This is a genomic window from Duganella sp. Root1480D1, from assembly GCF_001427305.1.
Taxonomy (GTDB): Bacteria; Pseudomonadota; Gammaproteobacteria; order Burkholderiales; family Burkholderiaceae_D; genus Rugamonas.
On record NZ_LMFZ01000022.1, the window covers coordinates 1 to 23,296 of the forward strand.

At 62.3% G+C, this 23,296-nt stretch carries 18 protein-coding genes; 7 read left to right on the plus strand and 11 right to left on the minus strand.

Features of this window, described 5'->3' with window-relative positions; all coding sequences use genetic code 11:
• Nucleotides 1-61 precede the first annotated feature (61 nt).
• Nucleotides 62-1,087: a UDP-N-acetylmuramate dehydrogenase gene (murB, locus tag ASD58_RS17960; protein WP_057262599.1), complete on the minus strand. Its 1,026-nt coding sequence runs from the start codon at nucleotides 1,085-1,087 to the stop codon at nucleotides 62-64.
• Nucleotides 1,088-1,221: 134 nt separating this feature from the next.
• On the opposite strand from murB, the gene ASD58_RS17965 reads away from it, so the two are divergent.
• Together ASD58_RS17965 and ASD58_RS17970 are read left to right on the plus strand one after the other, a co-directional pair.
• On the plus strand, nucleotides 1,222-1,707 hold the full coding sequence (locus ASD58_RS17965; protein WP_057262600.1) for a YajQ family cyclic di-GMP-binding protein: 486 nt from the start codon (nucleotides 1,222-1,224) through the stop codon (nucleotides 1,705-1,707).
• 13 nt (nucleotides 1,708-1,720) lie between these two features.
• Complete coding sequence (locus tag ASD58_RS17970) at nucleotides 1,721-2,980, plus strand: nitronate monooxygenase (protein WP_057262601.1); 1,260 nt, start codon at nucleotides 1,721-1,723, stop codon at nucleotides 2,978-2,980.
• 64 nt (nucleotides 2,981-3,044) lie between these two features.
• Here the strand turns inward: ASD58_RS17970 and ASD58_RS17975 are convergent, their stop codons facing one another.
• The gene (locus tag ASD58_RS17975; protein WP_057262602.1) at nucleotides 3,045-3,968 is read right to left on the minus strand and encodes a hypothetical protein; all 924 of its coding nucleotides are present in this window, start codon (nucleotides 3,966-3,968) and stop codon (nucleotides 3,045-3,047) included.
• A gap of 51 nt (nucleotides 3,969-4,019) precedes the next feature.
• A complete protein-coding gene (locus ASD58_RS17980; RefSeq protein ID WP_057262603.1) occupies nucleotides 4,020-4,943 on the minus strand; it encodes a LysR family transcriptional regulator in 924 nt (307 codons plus the stop codon).
• Between the two features lie 101 nt (nucleotides 4,944-5,044).
• Between ASD58_RS17980 and ASD58_RS17985 the strand changes: the two genes are divergently transcribed.
• Nucleotides 5,045-5,773 carry an SDR family oxidoreductase gene (locus tag ASD58_RS17985; protein ID WP_057262604.1) on the plus strand — a complete coding sequence of 243 codons (729 nt, stop codon included), beginning with the start codon at nucleotides 5,045-5,047 and terminating at the stop codon, nucleotides 5,771-5,773.
• Here ASD58_RS17985 and ASD58_RS17990 read toward each other — a convergent pair.
• Genes ASD58_RS17990 through ASD58_RS32275 form a run of 4 tightly spaced genes read right to left on the minus strand, consistent with a single transcriptional unit; the run spans nucleotide 5,725 to nucleotide 10,567 of the window.
• The gene (locus ASD58_RS17990) at nucleotides 5,725-7,218 is read right to left on the minus strand and encodes a DUF3482 domain-containing protein (protein WP_057262605.1); all 1,494 of its coding nucleotides are present in this window, start codon (nucleotides 7,216-7,218) and stop codon (nucleotides 5,725-5,727) included. The two genes, ASD58_RS17985 and ASD58_RS17990, sit on opposite strands and share 49 nt — an antisense overlap.
• Nucleotides 7,215-8,621 (minus strand): DUF2868 domain-containing protein, encoded by a 1,407-nt coding sequence (locus ASD58_RS17995; RefSeq protein WP_057262606.1) that lies wholly within the window; start codon nucleotides 8,619-8,621, stop codon nucleotides 7,215-7,217. Before ASD58_RS17995 ends, ASD58_RS17990 begins: the two co-directional genes overlap by 4 nt.
• A complete protein-coding gene (locus tag ASD58_RS18000) occupies nucleotides 8,621-9,109 on the minus strand; it encodes a hypothetical protein (protein WP_156401348.1) in 489 nt (162 codons plus the stop codon). The genes ASD58_RS17995 and ASD58_RS18000 overlap by 1 nt, the downstream gene beginning before the upstream one ends.
• Nucleotides 9,110-9,124: 15 nt before the next feature.
• The gene (locus ASD58_RS32275; RefSeq protein WP_082565504.1) at nucleotides 9,125-10,567 is read right to left on the minus strand and encodes a family 16 glycosylhydrolase; all 1,443 of its coding nucleotides are present in this window, start codon (nucleotides 10,565-10,567) and stop codon (nucleotides 9,125-9,127) included.
• A 300-nt stretch (nucleotides 10,568-10,867) separates the two neighbouring features.
• Between ASD58_RS32275 and ASD58_RS18010 the strand changes: the two genes are divergently transcribed.
• Genes ASD58_RS18010 through ASD58_RS18025 form a run of 4 tightly spaced genes read left to right on the plus strand, consistent with a single transcriptional unit; the run spans nucleotide 10,868 to nucleotide 17,087 of the window.
• Nucleotides 10,868-13,786: a TonB-dependent receptor gene (locus ASD58_RS18010; RefSeq protein ID WP_057262622.1), complete on the plus strand. Its 2,919-nt coding sequence runs from the start codon at nucleotides 10,868-10,870 to the stop codon at nucleotides 13,784-13,786.
• Nucleotides 13,787-13,828: 42 nt separating this feature from the next.
• Complete coding sequence (locus ASD58_RS18015) at nucleotides 13,829-14,536, plus strand: SapC family protein (protein ID WP_057262608.1); 708 nt, start codon at nucleotides 13,829-13,831, stop codon at nucleotides 14,534-14,536.
• Nucleotides 14,520-15,551: a cupin-like domain-containing protein gene (locus ASD58_RS18020; RefSeq protein WP_057262609.1), complete on the plus strand. Its 1,032-nt coding sequence runs from the start codon at nucleotides 14,520-14,522 to the stop codon at nucleotides 15,549-15,551. Before ASD58_RS18015 ends, ASD58_RS18020 begins: the two co-directional genes overlap by 17 nt.
• Before the next feature lie 12 nt (nucleotides 15,552-15,563).
• The gene (locus ASD58_RS18025) at nucleotides 15,564-17,087 is read left to right on the plus strand and encodes a tryptophan halogenase family protein (protein ID WP_255357335.1); all 1,524 of its coding nucleotides are present in this window, start codon (nucleotides 15,564-15,566) and stop codon (nucleotides 17,085-17,087) included.
• Here the strand turns inward: ASD58_RS18025 and ASD58_RS18030 are convergent.
• The 4 genes from ASD58_RS18030 to ASD58_RS18045 all read right to left on the minus strand — a co-directional run bounded on the left by ASD58_RS18030 (nucleotide 17,045) and on the right by ASD58_RS18045 (nucleotide 23,283).
• On the minus strand, nucleotides 17,045-18,310 hold the full coding sequence (locus ASD58_RS18030) for a sugar MFS transporter (protein ID WP_057262611.1): 1,266 nt from the start codon (nucleotides 18,308-18,310) through the stop codon (nucleotides 17,045-17,047). The genes ASD58_RS18025 and ASD58_RS18030 overlap by 43 nt on opposite strands.
• Nucleotides 18,311-20,791, minus strand: coding sequence for a glycoside hydrolase family 3 protein (locus tag ASD58_RS18035; RefSeq protein WP_057262612.1), 2,481 nt, complete (start codon nucleotides 20,789-20,791; stop codon nucleotides 18,311-18,313). It lies immediately after the preceding gene.
• An 11-nt stretch (nucleotides 20,792-20,802) separates the two neighbouring features.
• Nucleotides 20,803-22,170 carry a GH1 family beta-glucosidase gene (locus ASD58_RS18040; RefSeq protein ID WP_057262613.1) on the minus strand — a complete coding sequence of 456 codons (1,368 nt, stop codon included), beginning with the start codon at nucleotides 22,168-22,170 and terminating at the stop codon, nucleotides 20,803-20,805.
• Nucleotides 22,171-22,251: 81 nt separating this feature from the next.
• Nucleotides 22,252-23,283 (minus strand): LacI family DNA-binding transcriptional regulator, encoded by a 1,032-nt coding sequence (locus ASD58_RS18045; RefSeq protein WP_057262614.1) that lies wholly within the window; start codon nucleotides 23,281-23,283, stop codon nucleotides 22,252-22,254.
• Between the last annotated feature and the right edge of the window lie 13 nt (nucleotides 23,284-23,296).

The following is a 23,296-nucleotide window of genomic DNA, read 5'->3' on the forward strand; positions in this document are numbered from 1 at the left end:
CAATCGGACATAAATTTCGCAAGCGAAATTTATGTCCGATTGCCGGAGCTGACCCCGACTTTCAAATAAAGACCGGCTCGGGTTCGAGCGCGACGCCGTAACGCGCGGCGACGTCGGCCTGGATGGCGGCGGCCAGCGCCTGCACTTCGGCACCGGTGGCGCCGCCGTTATTCACCAGCACCAGCGCCTGTTTCGGGTATACGCCCGCCGCGCCCATCGTGCGCCCTTTCCAGCCGCATTGGTCGATCAGCCAACCCGCTGCCAGCTTCTCGCTGCCGTCCGGCTGGCGGTGATGTACCAAGGCCGGGAACTTCTCCAGCAACTGCGCACAATGCTCGGCGCTGACCACGGGGTTCTTGAAGAAACTGCCGGCATTGCCGATTTGCGCCGGATCGGGCAGCTTGCGGCGGCGGATGGCGATCACGGTGTCGGCCACCTGCTGCGGCGTCGGCGCCGCCAGGCCCTGCTCGGCCAGCGCATTCGCCAGCTCGGCGTAGCGCAGGTTGGGCTGCCAGGCGCGCGGCAGCGCGTAGCTCACGTCGAGGATGATCAGCTCACGGCCTTCGTGTTTGAACACGCTGTCGCGGTAGGCAAAGCGGCATTCCGCGCCGCCCATCACTCGCACGTCGCAACTGGCGGGGTCGAACGCGCTCAGCGACAGGAAATAGTCCTTGGTTTCCGCCCCATACGCCCCAATATTCTGGATCGGAGCTGCGCCCACGGTACCGGGGATCAGCGACAGGTTTTCCAGGCCGCCGATGCCTTGCGCCAGTGTCCATTGCACGAAGTCGTGCCAGGTTTCGCCGGCGGCAGCGCGGACGTGGTGATGGGTCGGGGTGCCGGCCAGGATGTCACGGCCTTCCAGCGCAATATGCAGCACCAGGCCAGGGAAATCGCGCGTCAGCAGCAGGTTGCTGCCGCCGCCAAGCACCAGGCGCGGCATGGCGGCCAGTTGCGGATCGGCCAGGGCGGCGCGCAACAGCTCCAGCGATGTCACGCGCAGGTAATGTTTGGCGCGTACATCAATACTGAACGTATTTAAATGCTTCAGTGGGTATTCGTGCTGGAGAAAATCGGGGAAAGGCATGGGTAGATCAAGTTTTTGCTCGATTATAGTGCAATTATGACAAAAACGACCGAGCGTTCGCTTGTTTGTCCGTTAAAATGTCGCTTCTTTTGAATCCGCCCTGTGGGCGGGTGCTTCATTGTAAAGGAAAGAATATGCCATCGTTTGACGTAGTATCCGAAGCGGACATGATCGAGGTGCGCAACGCCGTCGATCAAAGCAACAAGGAAATTTCGACCCGCTTCGACTTCAAAGGCAGCGATGCGCGCGTAGAACAAAAAGAAAACGACCTGACGGCATTCGCCGATTCGGAATTCCAGCTTGGCCAGGTACGCGATGTACTGACCAACAAGCTGGCCAAACGCAAGGTCGACGTGCGCTTCCTCGACGAAGGCAAGGTAGAGAAGATTGGTGGGGACAAAGTCAAGCAGGTCATCAAGGTGAAGAACGGTCTCGACTCCGAGACTGCAAAGAAAATCACCAAGGTAATCAAGGAAAGCAAGATGAAGGTCCAGGCCAGCATCCAGGGCGAGTCGGTACGTGTGAGCGGTGCCAAGCGCGACGACCTGCAGGCTGCGATGCAGCTACTGCGTAAGGACGTGCCGGACACGCCACTGGAATTCAATAATTTCCGCGATTGATCGAAGGACTGTAATGAAACGTGTTGACGATTTCCGCCTCAAGCTTGGCGACAAAGAGTATGTGCCAATCATGATCGGCGGGATGGGCGTGGATATTTCCACGACCGAACTGGCGCTGGAAGCAGCGCGCCTTGGCGGCATCGGCCACATTTCCGATGCCATGGTGGAGGACGTTTCGGACCGCAAGTTCGACACCACCTTCGTCAAGGACAAGACCCGCCTGTACAAGCACAACATCAATAACATGGACAAGTCCGAGGTGCAGTTCGACCTCGGTCGCCTGGCCGAAGCACAGCGCCGCCACATCGGCGACACCATGCAGCGCAAGGAAGGCCCTGGCCTGATCTTCGTGAACTGCATGGAAAAGCTGACCATGAACGGCCCGAAGGAAACCCTGCGCACCCGCCTGAACGCGGCACTGGACGCCGGCATCGACGGCATCACCCTGTCGGCCGGCCTGCACTTCGGCTCCTTCGCCCTGATGGCCGACCACCCGCGCTTCCGCGAAGCGAAGCTGGGCATCATCGTGTCGTCCGTGCGTGCGCTGCAGATCTTCCTGCGCAAGAACCAGAAGCTGAATCGCCTGCCCGATTACGTGATCGTGGAAGGCCCACTGGCCGGCGGCCACCTGGGCTTTGGCCTGGAAGACTGGAAGGAATTCGACCTGCACCAGATCGTGCAGGAGATCCTGGACTACATGAAGGCGGAAAACCTGGACGTGCCAGTGATCGCTGCCGGCGGCGTGTTCACCGGTAGCGATGCGGTGTCCTTCCTGGAAATGGGTGCGGCTGGCGTGCAGGTGGCGACCCGCTTTACCGTGACCAGGGAATGCGGCCTGCCTGACGACGTGAAGCAGGAATACTTCAAGGCCAGCGAAGAGGACATCATCGTCAACGGCGTGTCGCCGACCGGCTATCCGATGCGCATGCTGAAGAACACACCGGCGATCGGCGCCGGCATTCGTCCGGGCTGCGAATCCTACGGCTACCTGCTCGATGCAACCGGCAATTGCGCTTACATCAATTCGTACAACCGCGAAGTGGTGGCCAACGGCGGCAGCGACAAGGGCATCAAGGTGATGGACAAGACCTGCCTGTGCACCCACATGCGCAACTTCAACTGCTGGACTTGCGGCCACTACACCTACCGCCTGAAGGACACTTCTTTCAAGAAGCCGGATGGTTCCTACCAGCTGCTGACGGCGGAACACGTGTTCAAGGACTACCAGTTCTCGACCGATAATTCTATAGCTTTACCTGAAAAAGACTTCTAATTCGCTGGAAAAAAATGGGGACGTACCCGCTTTTTTGGGTACGTCCCTTTTTTTTTGCGGCGGTTTAGCCTTCCTTGTTGATGCGCACGATCAAGGCGCCCAGCACCTCGTCCGCCATCTCGTTCTCGACCTGGCAAGTCCCGGCATTTTCATGCCCGCCCCCGCCATATTCCAGCATCAGCGCCCCGATATTGGTCTTTGATGTCCGGTTCAGGATCGATTTACCGGTCGCGAACACCGTATTCTGGTTCTTCAGTCCCCACAGCACGTGGATCGAGATATTCTGTTCAGGATACAGTGCATAAATGACAAAGCGGTTACCCGCATAAATCGTCTCTTCATCGCGCAGGTCCAGCACCACCAGGTTCTTATGCACGCTTGCGCAGCGGCGAATCTGCTCCTTGCACTTTTCCGCATGGTCGAAATACAGGTCGCTGCGCTCTTTCACATCCGGCAGGGCCATGATTTCGCTGATCGAATGCGAACGGCAGTAATCGATCAGGTCCATCATCAGGTTGTAGTTCGAGATGCGGAAATCGCGGAAACGCCCCAGGCCCGTGCGCGCATCCATCAGGAAGTTCAGCAGGTCCCAGCCTTGCGGGTTCAGCACCTCGTCGCGGTTGAACTGGGCCGAGTCGCCCTTGTCCACCGCAATCATCATATCGTTCCAGGCCGACGGGAATTTGTTGCCGCCGCCGTAATAGTCGTACACCACGCGGGCTGCCGAGGGCGCACTGGGATCGATGACGTGGTTCTGCCGGGCGCCCGTATTGCGGATGGTCTCGGATAAATGGTGGTCAAACGCCAGGTAGGCACCCGACACGTAAGGGAGGTTGGTGGTGATATCGCGGCTGGTGATCGCGATTTTCCCATCCTGCATATCCTTGGGGTGCACGAACAGGATCTCGTCGATCAGATCCAGGTGCTTGAGCAGCACCGCGCACACCAGGCCATCAAAATCACTGCGGGTAACAAGGCGGAACTTCATGGAAGGCACCCCTATCGCTGATGAATTGGAAGCCCATATTACCGTGATCTTTCAAAGCCTGTCGAGCCGCCCGGCAAAGTCGTCCGCGCGCATTTGAGCAATCACATAATCGACGAAGGCGCGCGTCTTGGCCGGCAACAGCTTCTTGCTGGAATAGTAAATGGACAGCGCGCCCACCTCGGCATGCCAGTCCGGCAGCAGTCGCACCAGTTGGCCCGATTCCAGCAGGGGCGCCGCATGCGGCCCAGGCAACAGCGCCACGCCCAGCCCCATGCAAGCCGCCTGCGCCATCGCTTCCGGGTCGTCGAAGGTGGCCACTGCCCGGAATTCGGCCACGGCCTCCTCGCCGGCCGCATTGCGCAGCAGGTATTCGCGCAGGCGCCCGGTTTCAGCGGAGCGGCGCGCAATGCCCTCCCAAGCGGCCAATTCGGACGGGTGGCGCGGCAGTTGGCGACCCACCAGGCAGGCCGGCGCCGCCGTCACCAGGATGCGTGGCCGCCCCAGCTCGCGGGCCACCACGCCTGGCGCCAATTCGATGCCGCCGCCGATCGCGACGTCGTAGCCCTCCCCGATCAGGTCGACCGTGCGGTTATCGAAACGCCAGTCGTGCTGCACGCCGGGGTAACGCTGCAGGAAGCCGGTCAGCAGCGGCAGGATGTACATGCGCCCCACGCCGTGCGCAACGGCCACCTTGAGGGTGCCGGCCGGCTCGCCCGCATCCTGCGCCGCGCCGGCGATGGCGCCCTGCAGCTCGGCCAGCGGGCCGCGCACCTGCTGCAGCAGGCGCTCACCCGCTTCCGTCAGCGCCAGCCGGCGGGTGCTGCGCTGGAACAAGCGCACGCCCAGTCTTGCCTCGAGCCGCGCCACGTTCTTGCTGACTGCGGCCGGGGTCAGGCCAAGCCGGCGCGCCGCTTCGGAAAAGCCGGCGCATTCGGCGCTCTGCAGGAAGGATTCGAGCAGGTTAAGTGGTTCCATTTAATACATTTGGTTGAAAGTGATAGGCAATATTACCAGCTAGTCGCCATGCAATGTCGCGGCCATACTAGCGCCATCCCAACCAACAACAGGAGCAAATCATGAGCAAGATCGCATTCGTCACCGGTGGTTCCCGCGGCATCGGCGCCGCCATCGTGCGCCGTCTGGCAAAAGACGGCACCACTGTCGCCTTCACTTACCAAAGCTCGGGCGCCGCGGCCGATGCGCTGGCCAGCGAAATCACGGCAGCCGGCGGCCAGGCCATTGCGCTGAAAGTGGACGCCTCCGACGCTGCCGCCACCCGCGCTGCCATCGACGACGTCGCCAGGCGCTTCGGCCGCCTGGATATCCTGGTCAACAATGCCGGCGTGCTGCACCTGGGCGACGTGTCCGAACTGACGCTGGAAGATTTCGACCACACCATCGCCGTCAACGTGCGCGGCGTGTTCGCCGCCACCCAGGCAGCAGTGGCGCACATGAAGGCCGGCGGCCGCGTGATCAATATCGGCAGCACCAATGCCGAACGCATGCCCTTCCCGGGCGGGTCGATCTATGCAATGAGCAAGTCGGCGCTGACCGGCCTGGTGCAAGGCCTGGCGCGCGACCTTGGCCCGCGCGGCATCACCGTCAACAATGTGCAGCCAGGCCCGGTCGACACCGACATGAACCCGGCGCACAGCGACTTCGCCAAGGCGCTGCACGACCTGATGGCGATCAAGCGCCACGCGCGCGGCGAGGAAATTGCGGCAATGGTGGCCTACCTGGCCAGCGAAGATGCCGCTTATGTGACCGGTGCCGGCCTCAATATCGATGGCGGGTTTGCTGCCTGACCTTCCGGGTAAAGCCGTGCCAGCACGTGCGCCGTGATCGCGGTGAGCACGGCGCTGGCCGGCGCCAGGTCGCGGTCTTCCTGCTCGCGCAGGGTAAGCCACAGGGCCTTCACTTCCGCCTCATGCAGCGCTACGGCCTGCTCCACCTCTTCCTGCCAGAACGGCGGCGCCTCGCCCTCGACGAAGTTGCCGCGCCCGCGGCCGAAATGTGCCACCGCCAGGTAGCGCAACACGCTGGAAACCAGCAGCGTGCGCAGGAAGTCATCGGACAGCGACATGGTCGGCACTTCGCGCTCCATGCCGACATTGAAGCCCCAGGCCGCACCGGCAAAGGTCAGCGCGCCGATCACGCCACCCAGCAATGCGCCCGTGCCCAGTGTCAGGCCGCCGGCGGCCAGGTCGGCCGAAAAGCCGGTTGCCGCTCCTGAAACGATGGCCCCCAGCAGCGCCGCCTGCCCCTTGTCGACTGGCGCCAGCACCACAAAGTTATTGCTGACGCGCGCATTGATCTTGGGCGCCTCGCTCGGATCGAGCTTGTGCAGCGCCAGCAGGTTGACGGTCGCCTGGCCGATGGACAGGTTGAGCCGCGCCACCAGTGTGTTCATGGCGCGGTCCTGCCGCTTGCGGTCCTCGCCTTTTCCGATGCCGATGATCTTCAGGGCCGAAGCAATCACGCCGCGCTCCACCGTTTCCACGATCTGCTTGTCGTGGGCAGCATCGGCCAACTGGTGCGCCATCACCGCCATCGATTGCTTGAAGCGGCGCGCGTTGGTGTCTTCCCACACGGAGAACAGGCGCTCGTAGCCTTGCTGCTTTTCCGGCCCGACCAGCGCACCCAACGCATCGTAAAACACGCGCTCGTGCACCCAGCAACGGGCAAACGCATCCAGCGGAAGCACTTCGCGCACCTGGCCGAATTGCAGCATGAAGTCTTTCCAGCGCAGCAGTTCGGCCTGTTCTTCCGGCAAGGGGCGCGGTGGCCCCATCTGGTTCAACAGCACCAATACCGGCTTGCCCAGCCAGTCGAGGATGCGCATTTCGGCCGGAATATAGCCGGCATCGCCCGGGTTCTCGGTCGAGTTGACCAGGTACAGCACCACGTCCGCCTCGTCGCGCGCTGTGCGCACGGCCTGCTGGCTAAGCCAGAACGGCCGGTCGCGGTAACGGTCCACCACTTCCCGCAGGAACCAGCCGATCGGATTGCCCGTCAGCGCCAGGCGCTTCATCAACCGCATCGAGTCGCCGAAGCCCGGCGTGTCCCACAGCACCAGGCGGTCGCCGTTCTGGGTCGCCATCAGCGCGTGCGATTCAGCGAAAGTCGTAACGTGGGCGGCGTCGCGCACCTGCCCCACGTCCGTGCCCAGCAGGGTACGTGCCAGCGTGGTCTTGCCGTTGTTGGTGTGGGATACCAGCGCAAGCTGGATGGTGACAGGTGCGCCGCTCATGCCGGGCTCCCGGCTGCAGTAGCAGGCGCCAGCAGGTCGACCACCCTGGGCTCGGCGCCGTGCAGGATGCAAAACTCGCGCCACAACTCGATGCGCTCGCTCAGGCGGCTGGCATCGGTGCGTGCAGCCAGCGCCGACTGGTCGAGCAATGCGACCAGCTTGCGCCCCTTGCTCAGGGCCGCCAGGAAGGCGCCATGGTTTTCCTGTTCCGGGGTGGCGGCAAGGCCGAACAAGACAGCGTTCGTCACGCCCTCGCCAGGTTCCAGCAGCGGCGCCTCGCTGCCATAGGACGCAGGCGGCAACAGCCGCACGCGGGCTTGCTCGCCCAGCATTTCTTGCGCCACCGTATCCAGGCCTTTGCTGCGCGCCTCGTCCACCGTCAGGCTGTAAGGCAGCACGCGCAGCAGGCCGGGCTCGCCGCCGGCCGCGGCGGAGAGCTGGTGGAAGTATGGCTGGTCCAGGTCGAGCGGAAAACGCTGGCGCAGCCACATGGCACGCGCGGCAGCCACGGCCCCCAGTACAAGGCGCGGCAGCACCACGTACAGCACCAGGCTGGCGGCATACAGGTGCACCCAGCGCGCGCCGTTGCCGGGATGCGATTCGCCCCAGTTCTGCAGTCCCATCACCTCGTCCATCGAGAAACCCTCCAGGCCGAAAATCTGCTCCGCCGGTGCAAACAGCACGGACAACAGGCGGTACACATGCCAAGGGCTGAGGAAGGTGCTTTCCCAGCCGGTCGCATAGCGCTCCACAATGCCGCGCGCGTAAAGCGACAAAATGGCGCCAACGGCGAAGGCGGCGGCCGACCAGTGCAGGATGCGCGCAATGCGGGCCAGGTTCAGGCGGGCGCCCAGGCGGGCCCAGTCCACCATGAATTGCAGCACGCCGCCCGCCAATGCATGCGGCAGGCGGCGCGGAACGTGGCCGCTGCCCAGCGCCATGCGGTTGGCCAGGCCGCGCCGCAGGCCCGCACGGCGCGCAGGCAGCAGCGCCCACAGGATGAGCAGCAGGTAGGCCAGCATATTCCAGGCGATGATCCCCAGCAGGGGCATGGACAACACGTCGACGCGGTGCGGGTCGCCGAAGCGCTCGGCCATGCCGCCAACCAGCAGCGCCGCCAATGGCAGCAGCCAGCTTGCGCCCCACATGCCGCTATGGCCCTGCGTTACGGAGGCAAACATCTTGTGGCGCGCAGCGAGCCGCTTGAGCAGTTGTTCCGCGCGATGAAGAAGGAAGTCCGGCAGCGTGGCTGCCGAACGCTGCTCGGCTGCCTGCCAGTGCGCCAGCTCGCGCGCGGTGCGGCCGGCAAATTTGCGGTCATCGTCGGTCAGCACTTCCTTGTGCTGGTCGGCTTCTTCGATCGCCTTGACCAGCATGATGGCGCGGGCGGTCTTCTCGTTCATTATCCCTCCAGGCAGGCGCCCGTCTTGCCGCCCTGTAGCGAGATTGGCTGGCCTGGACGTTCGACCTGGTAGTACAGGCCGATGATGCGCCAGCCGTCGTCCGCGCGGTACAACTGGATGCTATTGACCCCAGTGAAATTCGCTTTCGGCGCGCTGCGTTCATTGCGCGATTCGACCACGCTGTAGACGGTGGCGAAACGGTCGTACTGGCGCACTTCGCGCGCCACTTCGCACTCATAAAAGCCCTTTTCGCCGGCACGGCCGATGCCGGCGGCGAAATCGGTGCCGCGCGCCACCGACAATGCGGCTGTTCCATCGCGGTAACGGGCGCCATAGACCATGGCGTCGGGGTGGAGGATGGCGCGTAGCGCCGCTTCATCGCCGGCCTGCCCTGCATCGTGGCTAAGGGAGCGCCACAGGGTGGCGACTGCCTGTTCCGGCGTGGCCGGGGCGGCCAGCATAGCCGCAGCAAGAATGATTGCATTCATGCACCGAGTGTACCATCAGTCCCCCCTGCGATATACCCGGACGTAGTCAACTAGCATCACTTGGGGAAAGGTAGTACCTGCATCCGGATAACCAGGCCAATAACCGCCCACGGCCAGGTTGAGCAGCACAAAAAACGGATGTTCGAAGGCCCATTCGCCTTTCACCATGTGCGGCCGCGCGGTATGGTAATGCCGGCCGTCGCGATACCAGCGGATTTCACCCGGCTCCCATTCCACTGCAAAGACGTGGAAGCTGTCGGCAAAGCGCAGCCCTTCCTCCAGCCGCGATGGCGCGCCAAAGCCGTTTTCGCCGGAATAGCCGGGACCATGCACCGTGCCGTGAACGATGCCCGGTTCCTTGCCGATGTTTTCCATGATGTCGATCTCGCCGCTGCGCGGCCAGCCCACCTTGTCGATGTCGGCGCCCAGCATCCAGAATGCCGGCCAGATGCCCTGCCCGCGCGGCACCTTGATGCGCGCCTCGAAGCGCCCATATTGGCGCTCCATCAGGCCGGCAGTCTTCAGGCGCGCCGACGTGTATTGCTTGCCCTGGTATGCCTCCTTGCGCGCTTCGACAAGCAGGTTGCCTCCTTCTACGCGCAGGTTCTCCTTGCGCGCCGTGTAGAACTGCATTTCATTATTGCCGTAGCCGTGGCCAGCCACTTCCGGGACCCATTTGCGCATATCGAGCGCATCGCCGTCGAATTCATCGGCCCAGTCCAGCACCCAACCCGGTTTGGCGCCGCGCTGGTGGCGCACGATGTTGAGGTAGGTATCCGTCCAGTATTGGTCGCGGTGCGCAGCCAGGAATTGCAACAGTTCTTCATGCGCTTCCCGGCTGGTTGCGAGGTAATCGCCTCCGATGCCATGGAACACCAGGTTCACGACTCCGCCTTGCGCACCCTGCTCTTTCACCAGCGCGATGAGCTGTGCGCCAGACAAGCCGACCGGCGCCACGCCTGCCGGGCGCAGCGCCACGAATTCGTCGCGGATCGCCGGCCAGTAGGACTTGCCAGCCGCCTGCTGCTCAAAGCACGGGGCATTGAAGGTGCGCTCACGCTTGCCGTCGATCGCCTGCAGCATCGTGTTCGCTGCCCTCACCTGGTCCAGCATTTGCGCAACGCTGGTGGTATCGAGGTCGCGGTGCGCCTCAACCCAGGCGTGACCTGGTGTGCTGCCAGAGCATTGGTGGAACAAGGTGTGATTGCCGAGTTCATGGCCCTGTTGCGCCGCTGTACGCCATTCGGCCATGCGCTGGCGAACCGGCAAGTTGGCCAGCGCAAGGTAGAACGTGGCCTTCAAGCCATGGCGCTCCAGCGCCGGCAGTACATGATCGAGATGCGAATCGAGCGCATCGTCATAGGCCAGGCTGACTGCCGCACGGGCCCCGTTTGGCCACGTTTCCACGGCTTGCGCGCCCTGCAGCCCCAGCAATACCACAAAAATCGCTTTTAACATTGCCCGCTCTCCAGTGTGGAAACGTTCCCACTTTTGTTGCGAATATAGCACGGAAAAGCTGTTGACTTCAAAATTTGAACGGTGCTATATTGCGCTGACCAGAGTGGAAACGTTTCCAGTTTGATGACGGAAACCCCACACTTCCTGCCGATTCCCGGCGTATTTTATTGACAATCGATTTTGCTGCCCCTAGTATTTTTAAGCATTACATGGAAACGTTTCCATGCTGGTTGGGGGAGGCGGCCAGACTATAAGAACCAAGGAGACCAAATGCACTATCCAAAGGCGAAGCAGACATTGATGAGCCTTGCAGTAGCCACCGCCTGCGCGGCGCTCATCGCACCAGCGCTGGCACAGGAATCGGACCAGGCAGGCGTGGCGCCCGCCCCTTCCAATACCGGCGACCTCACCACCGTGGTGGTTACCGGCCTGCGTGCCAGCCTGGGTTCATCCATGAACCTGAAACGCAATGCCGACGGCATCGTCGACGGCATCGTGGCGGCCGACATCGGCAAGTTCCCGGACACTAACCTCGCCGAATCGTTGCAGCGTATCAGCGGCGTATCGATCGACCGCTCCATTGGCGAAGGCTCCAAGGTCACCGTGCGCGGGGTGGGTCCCGACTTCAACCTGGTGCTGCTGAATGGCCGCCAGATGCCAACTTCCAACCTGGGCGACCTGAATGGCCGCGCCTTCGACTTCGCCAACCTGGCGTCCGAGGCGATTTCGCAAATCCAGGTCTATAAGACCGGCCGCGCCGAAACGCCAACCGGCGGCATTGGCGCCACGGTCAACGTGCTGACAGCGCGTCCGCTGGACCGTCCAGGCATGATTGCCAGCGTCGGCGTCAAGGCCGTCCACGACACCTCGCACAACAACCTGCCGGGCGACGTGAAGCGCGGCAGCGCGACCACGCCGGAAGTTTCGGGCATCTATAGCAATACCTTCGACGACAACCGCTTCGGCGTGGCTTTGAGCGCCAGCTACCAGGAACGCAACCTGGGCTTCAACCAGGCTTCCGTGGCAAACGGCTGGCGCGGCCCTTTCCTGGGCAACGCGGGCCCGCTCCCGCAAACCGGCGCCACCAACCGCCCGAAAGACGGCGACATTTACTCGCTGCCGCAAAACCTGAACTACAACATGAACGGCGTGCAGCGCCAGCGCACCAATGGCCAGTTGACCCTGCAATGGGCGCCGCTCAAGCAGCTCACCACCACGCTGGACTACACCTATTCCGAGAACAAGATCCAGACCCGGCGCCAGGATTTGTCGGCCTGGTTCAACTTCGGCCCTTCCACCTCGACCTGGAGCAACGGCCCGGTCGCCGCCCCGCTGGTCTACACCGAGCTTTTGCCGGCCGCGAACAGCGATATCGCCATGGGCGGCGCCGACTTCGCCACCAAGACCCAGAACAAATCGCTCGGCTTCAACGCTGCCTGGAAGACCGACGGCCTGAAACTGGAACTGGACGTACACAAATCCAGTGCCGAATCCAAGGCCGACAGCCCGTTCGGCTCCAGTAACGTGATCGGCACCGCAAGCTTCAGCCGCGGCGATACCACGGTCGATTTCCGCGATGACTTCCCGGTATTGAGCATCCAGGGCGCGGATTTCAACAGGGCTCCGCAGCAAGTGACCGGCTCCGTGTTCCAGAATGGCTATATGAAGGGCGAGATCGAGCAGGCACAGTTCAAGGGTAGCCTGAAACTGCTGGAAGCGTCGAACCTGAACTTCGGCGTCGGCGCGATCGAAGTGAAGAATCGCTCCGCCATGTCGACCCAGCAGCGCGATTCCTGGGGTGGCGCGTCCACCGCGTCCGACTACCCGGCCAGCCTGTTCCAACAGGAGTCACTGCGCCAGTACTACGACAAGATCAACGGCAGCGGCAACCCGGCCCTGTTCAACCAGTTCTACACCTTCAATTTCGCCGAGGTGCGCGCGCTGACCGCCAAAGTGACCGGCATGCCCGAAATGTACATGCCGAAGAGTACCTTCGATTCCGACCAGCGCACCCAGGAAAAATCGAAGAGCGCCTACGTGCAGTTCGGCACCGACTGGGATACCAGGATTCCAATGCACACCAATATCGGCGTGCGTTACGAAAAGACCGACGTCATTTCGACCGCGCTGGTGCCGGCAGCGACGGGCATCAGCTGGGTATCGGCCAATGAATTCCCGCTCAGCTTCGGCGCCCCGACCTTCACCACGCTCGACGGCAAGTACAACCACTGGCTGCCCAGCGTGGACTGGGATGCCGATATCCGCCATGACATGAAGCTGCGCGCCAGCTACGGTGAAACCATCGGCCGCCCACGCTACGACCAGATCCAGGGCGGTACCACGCTGGACCGACTGGCGCGCGATTTCGGCGGCACCGGCAGCCAGGGCAACCCGCAACTGAAGCCGGTCAAATCCAAGAACCTGGACTTGTCGTGGGAATGGTATTACGGCCAGCAAAGCTTCGCCTCGATTGGCCTGTTCCACAAGGACTTGAGCAACTACGCCGGCCAGTCGAAGATCACGGCTACACCGTTCAACCTGCATACGCCTGTCGGCGGCGCGCTGTGGAACGAGGCGGTCCAGCAGGGCAATTGCGGCACCGACCGGGTCTGCATCCGCAACTACATCTTCCGCAACCACCCGACCGCCGCCGGCGTAACGCGTGGACCTGATGACGCAAGCGGCAATGCCACTGGCACTATCGTCGGCCAGCCGAACGATCCGGTGATGTCGTTCGAGATCAACTCCTTCGCCAACCAGAAGAACGAAAAGCTGAAAGGCGCCGAAATCAATGTGCAGCACATGTTCGGCAATTCGGGCTTCGGTCTCTCGGCCAACTACACCTGGGTGGATTCGGGCCTGAAGTACGACAACTTCAAGATCGGCGAGCAGTTCGCGCTGGTCGGCCTGAGCAATTCGGCCAACCTGGTGGGCATTTACGAAGACAAGAACTGGTCGATTCGTGCCGCGTATAACTGGCGTGACAAGTTCCTGTCCTCGACCTTCGATGGCGCAGGTCCCAACCCGAACTACACGGAAGCTTACGGCCAGCTCGACCTGAGCATCGGCTATGCCTTCAACGAGAAGCTCAGCGTGCAGTTCGAAGCGATCAACCTGACTAACGAAATCCAGCGCGTGCACGGCCGTGCCGAGACGATGGCGCTCTTCGTAACGCAATCCGGGCCTCGTTACATGCTCGGTGCCCGTTACAAGTTCTGATGCCTGGCCGCGTTTCGGTCTGCCCACCATATAAGGATCACTATGGCAAAACCTGTCCTTCTCAATAATATCGACCACAAGGACTTGCACGTGCAGACCGGGCGCGGCGCCCATTTCGGTGACAACGTCATGTCCGCCCTCACCTTCCCGTCCGAATTCCGCGACGTGCAGGCCTGCTATCCGATCGTGTTCCGCAAGGCCGGCGACGGCGGTTTCGAAGCGCATGCGCTGTTCGGCTTCCAGGAAGGAGAGAACCTGTTCCTCGGCATGCACGGCTGGGAGGCGTCCTACGTTCCATTGGCGATAGAGCGCCAGCCTTTTCTGATCGGCGTGAATGGCGACGAGTTGACGGTGCATATAGACCTGGAAAACCCGCGCATCAATTCCACCAGCGGCGAGCGCGTGTTCCTGCCGCATGGCGGGACATCCGAATACCTGGAACGCGTGAACTCTACCCTGCTGGCCATCCACCAGGGGCTGCTGCAGGCACGCGGCTTCGTGGCGGCGTTGCTGGAGCATCAGTTGCTGGAGCCATTTGTATTCGACATCGAACTCGATGACGGTTCGCAGAACCGCCTGGCTGGCCTCTACACCATCAACGAGGAGCACCTGTCCGCGCTGACCGGCGGCGCGCTGGAACGGCTGAACCGCACCGCTTATCTTCAACCCATCTACATGGTGATCGCCTCCATGTCCAGCTTCCGCACGCTGATCGATCGCAAGAACCGCGTCCATGCTGCCCAGTGCTAAACCGGTCAGGGAGCTGCGCGGCATCACGCCATCCGATCTTGGCGAAGAGGTACTGACTTCCACGCAGCCGCTGGTACTGCGCGGCCTGGTGTCGCACTGGCCGGCGGTGCAGGCTGGCCGCAACGGCGCCGACGGCATCGCACGCGCAGCCAGTGCCGACGCCTACCTGCGCCGCTTCTACCGTGATGCCACGGTGGTCGCAATGCTGGGCAACCCTGGCATCGGCGGGCGCATCTTCTACAACGAAGACCTTGACGGCTTCAATTTCGCCTCAGTGCACGCGCGCCTCGACCACGTCCTGATGGAACTGGCCGGGCAGCGCGACAATCCGCATCCTCCCGCAATCTACGTGGGTTCCACCACCGTCGACGCGGCGCTGCCCGGCTACAGCGGAGAAAACACGCTCGACCTGGGCCAACGCAATGCGCTCATGAGCATCTGGATCGGCAACCAGGTCCGCATCCCGGCCCACTACGACCTGCCCGACAACCTGGCCTGCGTGGCTGCCGGCCGCCGCAGGTTTACCCTGTTCCCGCCAAACCAGTTGGAAAACCTGTACGTCGGCCCGCTGGACTTCACGCCGGCCGGCCAGCCAGTCAGCCTGGTCGACCTGCACCAGCCGGACCTCGAGCGCTTCCCCCGCTTCAGCGAGGCGATGCGGCATGCGCAATCGGCCGAACTGGAACCTGGCGACGCCATCTTCATCCCCAGCATGTGGTGGCACCATGTCGAAGCACTGGAATGCTTCAATGTGCTGGTCAATTACTGGTGGCGCCAGTCGCCGGCCTATATGGACGCACCGGCCAACGCGCTGCTGCTGTCGCTGCTCTCGATCCGTGACCTGCCTCCAGAGCAGCGCAACGCGTGGCAGGAGATCTTCCGTCACTATGTATTTGAGGCCGATGAGCAAACCTCGGCGCACATCCCCGCGAATGCAAGGCGCGCGCTCGGTCCCATCGACGACAACGCAGCACGCATGCTGCGCGCCCAGCTTCTCAAGAAAATCAACCGATAGACGGAGACCGAAGTGAGAGATGAACATTTCCAGCGCCGCCCTGTGCGGCGCATTGTCATTGCAGGCGGCGGTACCGCAGGCTGGATGGTTGCTGCCGCGATTTCCCGCAGCCTTGGCAAGGTCCTCGACATCAAGTTGGTGGAATCAGACGAAATCGGCACTGTTGGCGTTGGCGAGGCGACCATTCCCAGCCTGCTGAATTTCCATCGGCTGCTGGAGATCAATGAACAGGAGTTCATGGCCGCCACCAAGGCCACCTTCAAGCTGGGCATCAGCTTCGAAAACTGGCGCAACGTCAACGAAGACTATATCCACTCCTTCGGCATGACCGGCACCGATCACTGGACTGCCGGCTTCAATCATTTCTGGCACAAGGGTCGGGAACGCAAACTGGCCAGCGACTACGGCGACTATTGCCTGGAGCTGAAAGCCGCGCAATTGAATCGCTTTGGCCATTTGCCACATGACGGCATTAACTACGCCTACCACCTCGACGCCAGCGCCTATGCACGCTACCTGCGCAAATATTCGGAACGCTATGGCGTCCAGCGTATCGAGGGCAAGATCGCCAAGGTCCTTACCGACGCATCCAGCGGCCACATCACCGCGCTGCAACTCGATTCAGGCGCCAAGCTCGAGGGCGACCTGTTCGTCGATTGCACCGGTTTCCGTGCCCTGCTGATCGGCGAAACCCTGGGCGAAGGGTTTGAAGACTGGTCGCAATGGCTGCACAACGACAGCGCGATCGCTGTACAGACTTCTTCCACCGGCCCCGCAGTGCCCTATACCCGGGCCATCGCGCACGAATGGGGCTGGCAGTGGCGCATTCCATTGCAACATCGCGTCGGCAATGGCATCGTCTTCTCCAGCAAGTTCGTCGACGATGATACTGCGCGTGCCCGGCTGATGTCGAATATCACCGGCGAGCAGCTGGTGCAACCGCGCGTTATCCGCTTCAAGCCAGGCCAGCGCCGCAAGGTGTGGAGCAAAAACTGCATTGCAATCGGTCTCGCCAGCGGCTTCCTGGAACCGATCGAGTCGACCAGCATCCACCTGATCCAGCGCGGCATCATCCGCCTGATGCAAATGTTCCCCTCCGCCGGCATCTTCCAGTCCGAGATCGACGAATACAACAGGCAAGCCTGGACCGAGATCGAGCATATCCGCGACTTCATCATCCTGCATTACAAAGCCACCAACCGCCGCGATGCGGCTTTCTGGCGTCATTGTGCCGAGATGGAAGTGCCGGCGTCGCTGAGCCGGCGTCTGGATCTATTCCGCGAAACGGGCCGCGTGTTCCGCCTGTCGAACGAACTATTTGCCGAAAACTCGTGGGTCCAGGTGATGCTGGGCCAGGGCATTACGCCGCTGCAGCACCACCCGTCCGCGGACCTGATGGGAGATGCGGAGCTGTCCTGCTTCCTCGACAGCATCCGCAACAATGTGGCCCGTACTGTGGCGCAGCTACCGCCGCACCAACAGTACGTCGAAAACTACTGTGCCGCGTACATGGAGGAGTATTTGGCGCCGAAGTAAAGAATGAAGACGTAGCAGGCGGCCGGCAGCACGAAGGACGCCTGCACCCCCAACGAATCGGCCAGAGCGCCTTGCGCAAATGGCACCAGTGCACCGCCGACGATGGCCATGCACAGGATACCCGAGCCCTGCCCGGTGTACTTGCCGAGCCCATTCAGCGCCATGCTGAAGATGGTTGGAAACATGATCGAGTTACACAGGCCAACCGCCAGGATCGCCCACATTGCAACGCGCCCTTCGCCGAATGCTGCCACCAGCACCAGCGCAATCGCCAGCAGGGAATTGAAGGCCAGCGCCTTGCCAGGACTGACCACGCGCATCACCGCGAAGCCGATAAAACGTCCCACCATGGCCCCGCCCCAATAGATACTGACGTAGTGCGCGGCATCGGCATGGGACAGGCCGGCAATGTGCGATTCGCCGAGGAAGTTGATCAGGAAGCTGCCGATGCTGACCTCCGCGCCCACATACAGGAAGATGCCGATCGCACCAAGTACCAGGTGCCGGTGCGACCATGCGGAGCCGCGGCCTTCGCCGGGCAACGCCACATCGTCGCTATCAGCAATCCGCGGCAACCTGGCGGCGAAAAACAGCACGGCCAACAGCGCCAGCGCGCCGGCCAATCCCAGGTAAGGACCGCGCACGGTCGCTGCATTCGCCGCAGCACCGGCCGCCACGCCGACCGCCGACAGGATCAGCAAACCGCCAACGGAGGGGCCAATGGTGGTGCCGAGGGAATTGAAGGCCTGGGTCAGCGTCAGCCGGCTCGACGCCGTGCGTGCCGCGCCAAGCACTGTCACGTAGGGATTGGCCGCCACCTGCAGTATGGTAATGCCCGATGCCAGCACGAAAAAGGCGAACAGAAACAGGCCGTACCCACCAAACGAAGCAGGATAGAACAGCGCACAGCCGCCGGCGGCAATCAGCAGGCCGGTAACCGCGCCCTTCTGGTAGCCGATGCGGCGGATCAGGGCGCCTGCCGGCATCGAAACGATGAAATATGCGCCGAAGAAGCAGAACTGCACCAGCATCGCCTGCACATATGTCAGCGTATAGATCGATTTCAGGTGCGGGATCAGGACGTCGTTCAGGGAGGTGATCAAGCCCCACATGAAAAACAGGATGGTGACGATCACCAGCGCACTGTTGTTGGCGCCGTTTTGCGCGGCGCCTGGCACGTCCTGCGGCACTACGCTGGAGGAATTTGGAGCGATGCTGCCCATTTAGTTCTCCTGTTTCAGTTCTTCGCAGCGTACCGCATCCGGCGCGGTGGCGGCGCCGCCTGCGATTTCGATGTTGGCGATAGCGATCGCGAACGGTGCACCGGTGCTGATCGTGAACGGCGCATCCATGCGATCCAATTGCAGGCCGCGCGCCGTAAAGCAGGCCAACGGCAGCTTGACGCTCTGCTTGCCCTTGCCAGCTATGCGGGTGAACAGGCTGGTCGCATCCAGGGTAGTGTCCTGCATCGCGATCGTGACCTTGCCCTGCGGTGCAGCGGCAACGATAGCATCAAATTGCAGGGCGCCATCTCGTAACGCGGCCGCCGGCAACACGATCGGTTTGGCGCCACGAGCCACGAGCGCGGCCCCGGAAGTCGCGCCGGCCGACCAGGTCACCAGCTTGGCATCCTGCTGCGTGTTCACCTGTGCCGTCTGCACTGTAATACCAGGCAGCCGGAAGGTCGCGTTCAAGTCCGCGCCCAGCGCCAGTTGCTCATTGCCGCTGCGTAGCAGCAGCGGGAAGCTGGCGCGGTCGGCCTGTCCGTGCACCGGTACGGTGTTGCTGGCCCCACAACCGCCCGGAGCATAGGAGGTATCCAACCTGCCCAGCTTCGAACGCTGCCCTTTGCGCAAGCCGTAATTCAACGCAAACAGCGGCGCATAGCCTGCATCGCCATAATTCAAGGGTGTTTGGCAAGCTGATTTGGGCCACGAGAAGGACAGCTTGCCTTTGAAGTCATAGCTGCGTGGACCAGCCACCAGCAAATCCGATACGCCTTTTCCTTCGGTGCCCGGCAGCCACGCCGCGATGAAGGTGTCGGACAGGTTGAGCAAGTCATTTACGAACAGCGGACGGCCCGCTACGAACACGGTAATCACAGGTTTGCCTTTGCCTGCAACCGCTTCCAGCACAGCCAGGTCTTCCGGATACCGGCTACTATGTCGCAGGGTGCCGGATGGGCCGATATCGCCATCGCCTTCTGCGTAAGGACGTTCGCCAACGACAGCGATCACGGCGTCGAAGCGGGACAGGTCGATGCCCTTGGCGTCAACGCTGAACTCCACGTTCCCTTCAGCCGCCGCAGTGCGAATACCGGTGAGGATGCTATCGGCATTCGGGAAATCCGCATTGGTGTTGTCGCTGCCCTGCCAGGTCAGCGACCAGCCGCCGGTCTGGTTGGAGATGTCGTCAGCGCTCTTGCCGACTACCAGAATCTTGTTGCCGCGTGCCAGCGGCAACGCCGGCCCCTCGTTCTTCAGCAGCACCAGCGACTCACGCACGGCGCGGCGCGCCAGCTCGCGATCCTGCAGGGCCGCGTCCTTGCCCGCATAAGCGTTCTGCGATGGGCTCTTGCCGAACAGCCCTGCACGCAGCTTGACGCGCAGGATGCGGGTCACGGCATCGTCGATGCGCGACATCGGAATCTCTCCTGCTTTTACCTGCGTGACGGTATTGGCAATGAAAGCTTTCCAGTCATCGGGCACCATGATCATGTCGATGCCGGCATTGATCGCTTGCGGACAGCTATCGTTGCGGCAGCCCGGTACTTCGGCAATGCCGTTCCAATCGCTGACAACGAATCCATCGAAGCCCATCCTGGTTTTCAGCACATCCGTCAGCATCTCGCGGCTGCCGTGCATTTTCACACCGTTCCAGCTATTGAATGACGACATGACAGTCTGCGCGCCCTCCGCCAGCGCCGGCACATACCCGGCGCCATGAATGTTGACCATGTCCGCCAGCGAGGCTTTATTGTTGCCGCGATCCTTGCCCTGGTCGGTGCCGCCATCGCCGACAAAGTGCTTGGCGCTGGCCAGCACGTTGGCATCGGCCTTGAAGCGTCCCTGCAGGCCTTTCACATATTCGCCGGCATACTGCGCCACCAGCTTGCCGTCTTCCGAAAAGCTTTCGTAGGTACGCCCCCAGCGGTCGTCACGCACCACGGCGATAGTCGGACCAAACACCCAGGCAATGCCGGTGGCACGTACCGCTTTGCCGGTTGCGGCGCCAATCTCGTAGGCAAGCTTGGGATTATGGGCGGCACCGAGGCCGATATTGTGCGGGAACAGCGTGGCACCGAATACATTGCTGTTGCCATGGATGGCGTCAATCCCCCACACCACGGGAACTTTGACCGCCATATCAGTCGTCATCGACGCGTTGTGGTATTTCTGCGCAAGGGCCAGCCACTCCGCCGCATTGGCACGCTTGTTCCCATTTGGCCAGCTGCCGCCGCCATTCAGCACCGATCCAAGGTAATAGCGCCTTACATCGTCCGGCGTGGTGGTCTTGATCTCGGGCTGGGTCATTTGCCCGACCTTCTGCTCCAGCGTCATCTTGCCGACGATGTCGGCGACGCGCTTTTCAAGCACCGGATCGGTCTTGATTGCGCTGTTTAGTTGTGGCCAGTCGGCCAATGGCGCCGCCGCTGCGGGAAGCGCCATGGCAATCGCCGCGGCCAGCAGTGAAACCTGTTTCATCCTGTCTCCTTTTATGGCTGTTGCAGGAAAGCGCGGTACCACTTGCCGCTTTCCTTCAGCCTTCGTTGTTGTGTTGTGTAATCGATGTGGACTAGGCCGAAACGTCGCTGGTAGCCTTCCGCCCACTCAAAATTGTCGACCAGGCTCCAGGCAAAATAGCCCTTCACCGGCACGCCGGCAGCAATCGCATCCTTCATGGCGCCCAGGTGGCGCGCCAGGTAGCGGCGGCGCTGAACATCGTTCACCGTGCCATCGGCCAGCACCTGGTCGTCATAACAGGAGCCGTTCTCGGTGATGTACAGCTCCTTTGGTGCGTAATCGGCATGGATGCGGCCGAGCAGCTCGCTCATGCCTTCCGGCGCCACTTCCCAGCCCATGGCGGTGGTTTGCGCCCCGTCCGGCGGTGGCAGCACGCGCGCATCCAGCGGCTCGTGGCCGGGCGCGTCAGCAACCGTCTCGGGAAAGTAGTAGTTCACGCCCATGAAGTCGGTCGCTACTGCGATCGCCTCCATGTCGCCTTCATGCACGACTGGCGCCGCTGTCCCGACCTGCCCCAGCGTGGCCGCCGGATAACTACGCCCGTGCAACGGGTCGAGGAACCAGCGGTAGCGCAGGCCATCATGGCGCTCGCATGCCGCGCGATCGGCCTCGCTGCTGCTGGCGGCGCGCAATGGATGCAGGCTGAGTGAAATGCCGACGCGTGCGCCTGGCACATTCTCGCGGATCAGGGGAACGGCTTTGCCATGCGAGAGCAGCACATGGTGGCAAACCTGCAGTGCGGTGCCGAAATCAGCCAGGCCCGGCGCATGCAGGCCTTCGAAATTGCCCAGGATGGCGGTACACCACGGCTCGTTGTGCGTGATCCAGTGCTGCACGCGGTCCCCCAGGCGGCGCGTCACCGCATCCACGAACTCGAGATAGCGCTGCACCGTATCGCGCGCGGCCCAGCCGCCGCGATCTTGCAGGTATTGCGGCAAGTCCCAATGGTACAAGGTGGCCCACGGCTGGATGCCGCGCTCCAGCATGCCGTCCACCAGGCGCGAATAGAAGTCCAGCCCCTTCTGGTTGGGCGCTGCGCCGAATTCGGACACGATGCGCGGCCAGGCAATCGAGAAACGGTAGGCGTTCAGGCCCATGTCGCGGGCGATGTCCATATCGCCCGGCCAACGGTGGTAATGATCGCAGGCCACCAGGCCACTCGAACCATCGCGCACCTTGCCGGGCGTGGCGGCAAAGCGGTCCCAGATCGATTCTGCCCGTCCGTCTTCGCGGCCGGCCCCCTCGATCTGGTAGGACGAAGTGGCGCAGCCCCACAGGAAGTCGCGGGCGAAGTCGCTGCGCGCCGGGGCGCCTGGTTCAATCTGGTCTGGAGTAGTCATATTCAGTAGTGTACAGGATTTGGAAAGGTTTCCACATTGCGTCGAAAAAAAGGGCGCATGCGCCCCTTTTGCTGGATCAGTTCATGCAGCAGCCTTGCGCTTGACGCTGGCTGCCTTGGCCAGGGAAGCGCGCAGCGTGACCGTCACCGGGAAGCTGCGTGTCACCGTGCGCCGCAGGTCATAACAGCGGTTCAATAAAGCGCTCAAGCCATTCATCGTCATCTCACGCCATGGCATATGGACGGTGGTCAGGCGCGGCGCGGAAAACTCCGCGCTTGGAGTATCGTCGTATGCAATAACGGACAAGTCATGCGGCACGCGAATGCCGGCCTCCTGGAAATAGGAGAGCGCCCCGACCGCCATTTCATCGTTGGCGCAAAACAGGGCCGAGCAGCGATGGCCCGATTCCACCAGTTCCTTTGCCGCGGCCCAGCCACCTGCCGGTGAGAAGTCGCTTTCGGCGACCCACATGCGGCTGGTGTCGATACCGCCGTCCTGCAGCTCCTCCATGAAACCCTCGACGCGCGCCACGTTGTCGGCGAGGCGCGACGGGCCTGCCACTACGGCGATATCGCGGTGCTTGTGGTCCAGCAGTGCCCGTGCCGCCAGTCGGCCGCCCAGCTTATGGTCCAAAGTGAAGCACTGGTCGGGAATGCTGGCCAGATTATGGTTCAGCACCACGACCCTGCCCTGCTGCGCGCCAAGCGCCTCGATGTCTTCGTCCAGCAAAGCGCTGGTCATGATGATCAGGCCATCGCAACCACGCTCCATCAGGAACTGAATGCCGTCCTTGGCCTGCTTGCGTTCATCGCCCAGGCCGACGCCGAAGGCCACCACCATATGCAGGCCGGCGGTGCGCAATTCAGTGTCGATGATCTGCAGGATAGGCGTGTAGAAGGTGCCGCTCAAGACAGGGATGTACACGCCGATCATCTGGCTGGTGCCAGTGAGCAGTGTGCGCGCGGCGTGCGACGGCCGGAATCCCAGCTCGTCGATCGCCTTTTTCACCTTTTCAAGCGTGGCTGGCGACACCGAACCTTTGCCGCTGACGACACGGGAGGCGGTCCCCAAACCTACGCCGGCCAGGCGGGCTACGTCTTTGATAGTGGCCACTGGAATCCTTTTC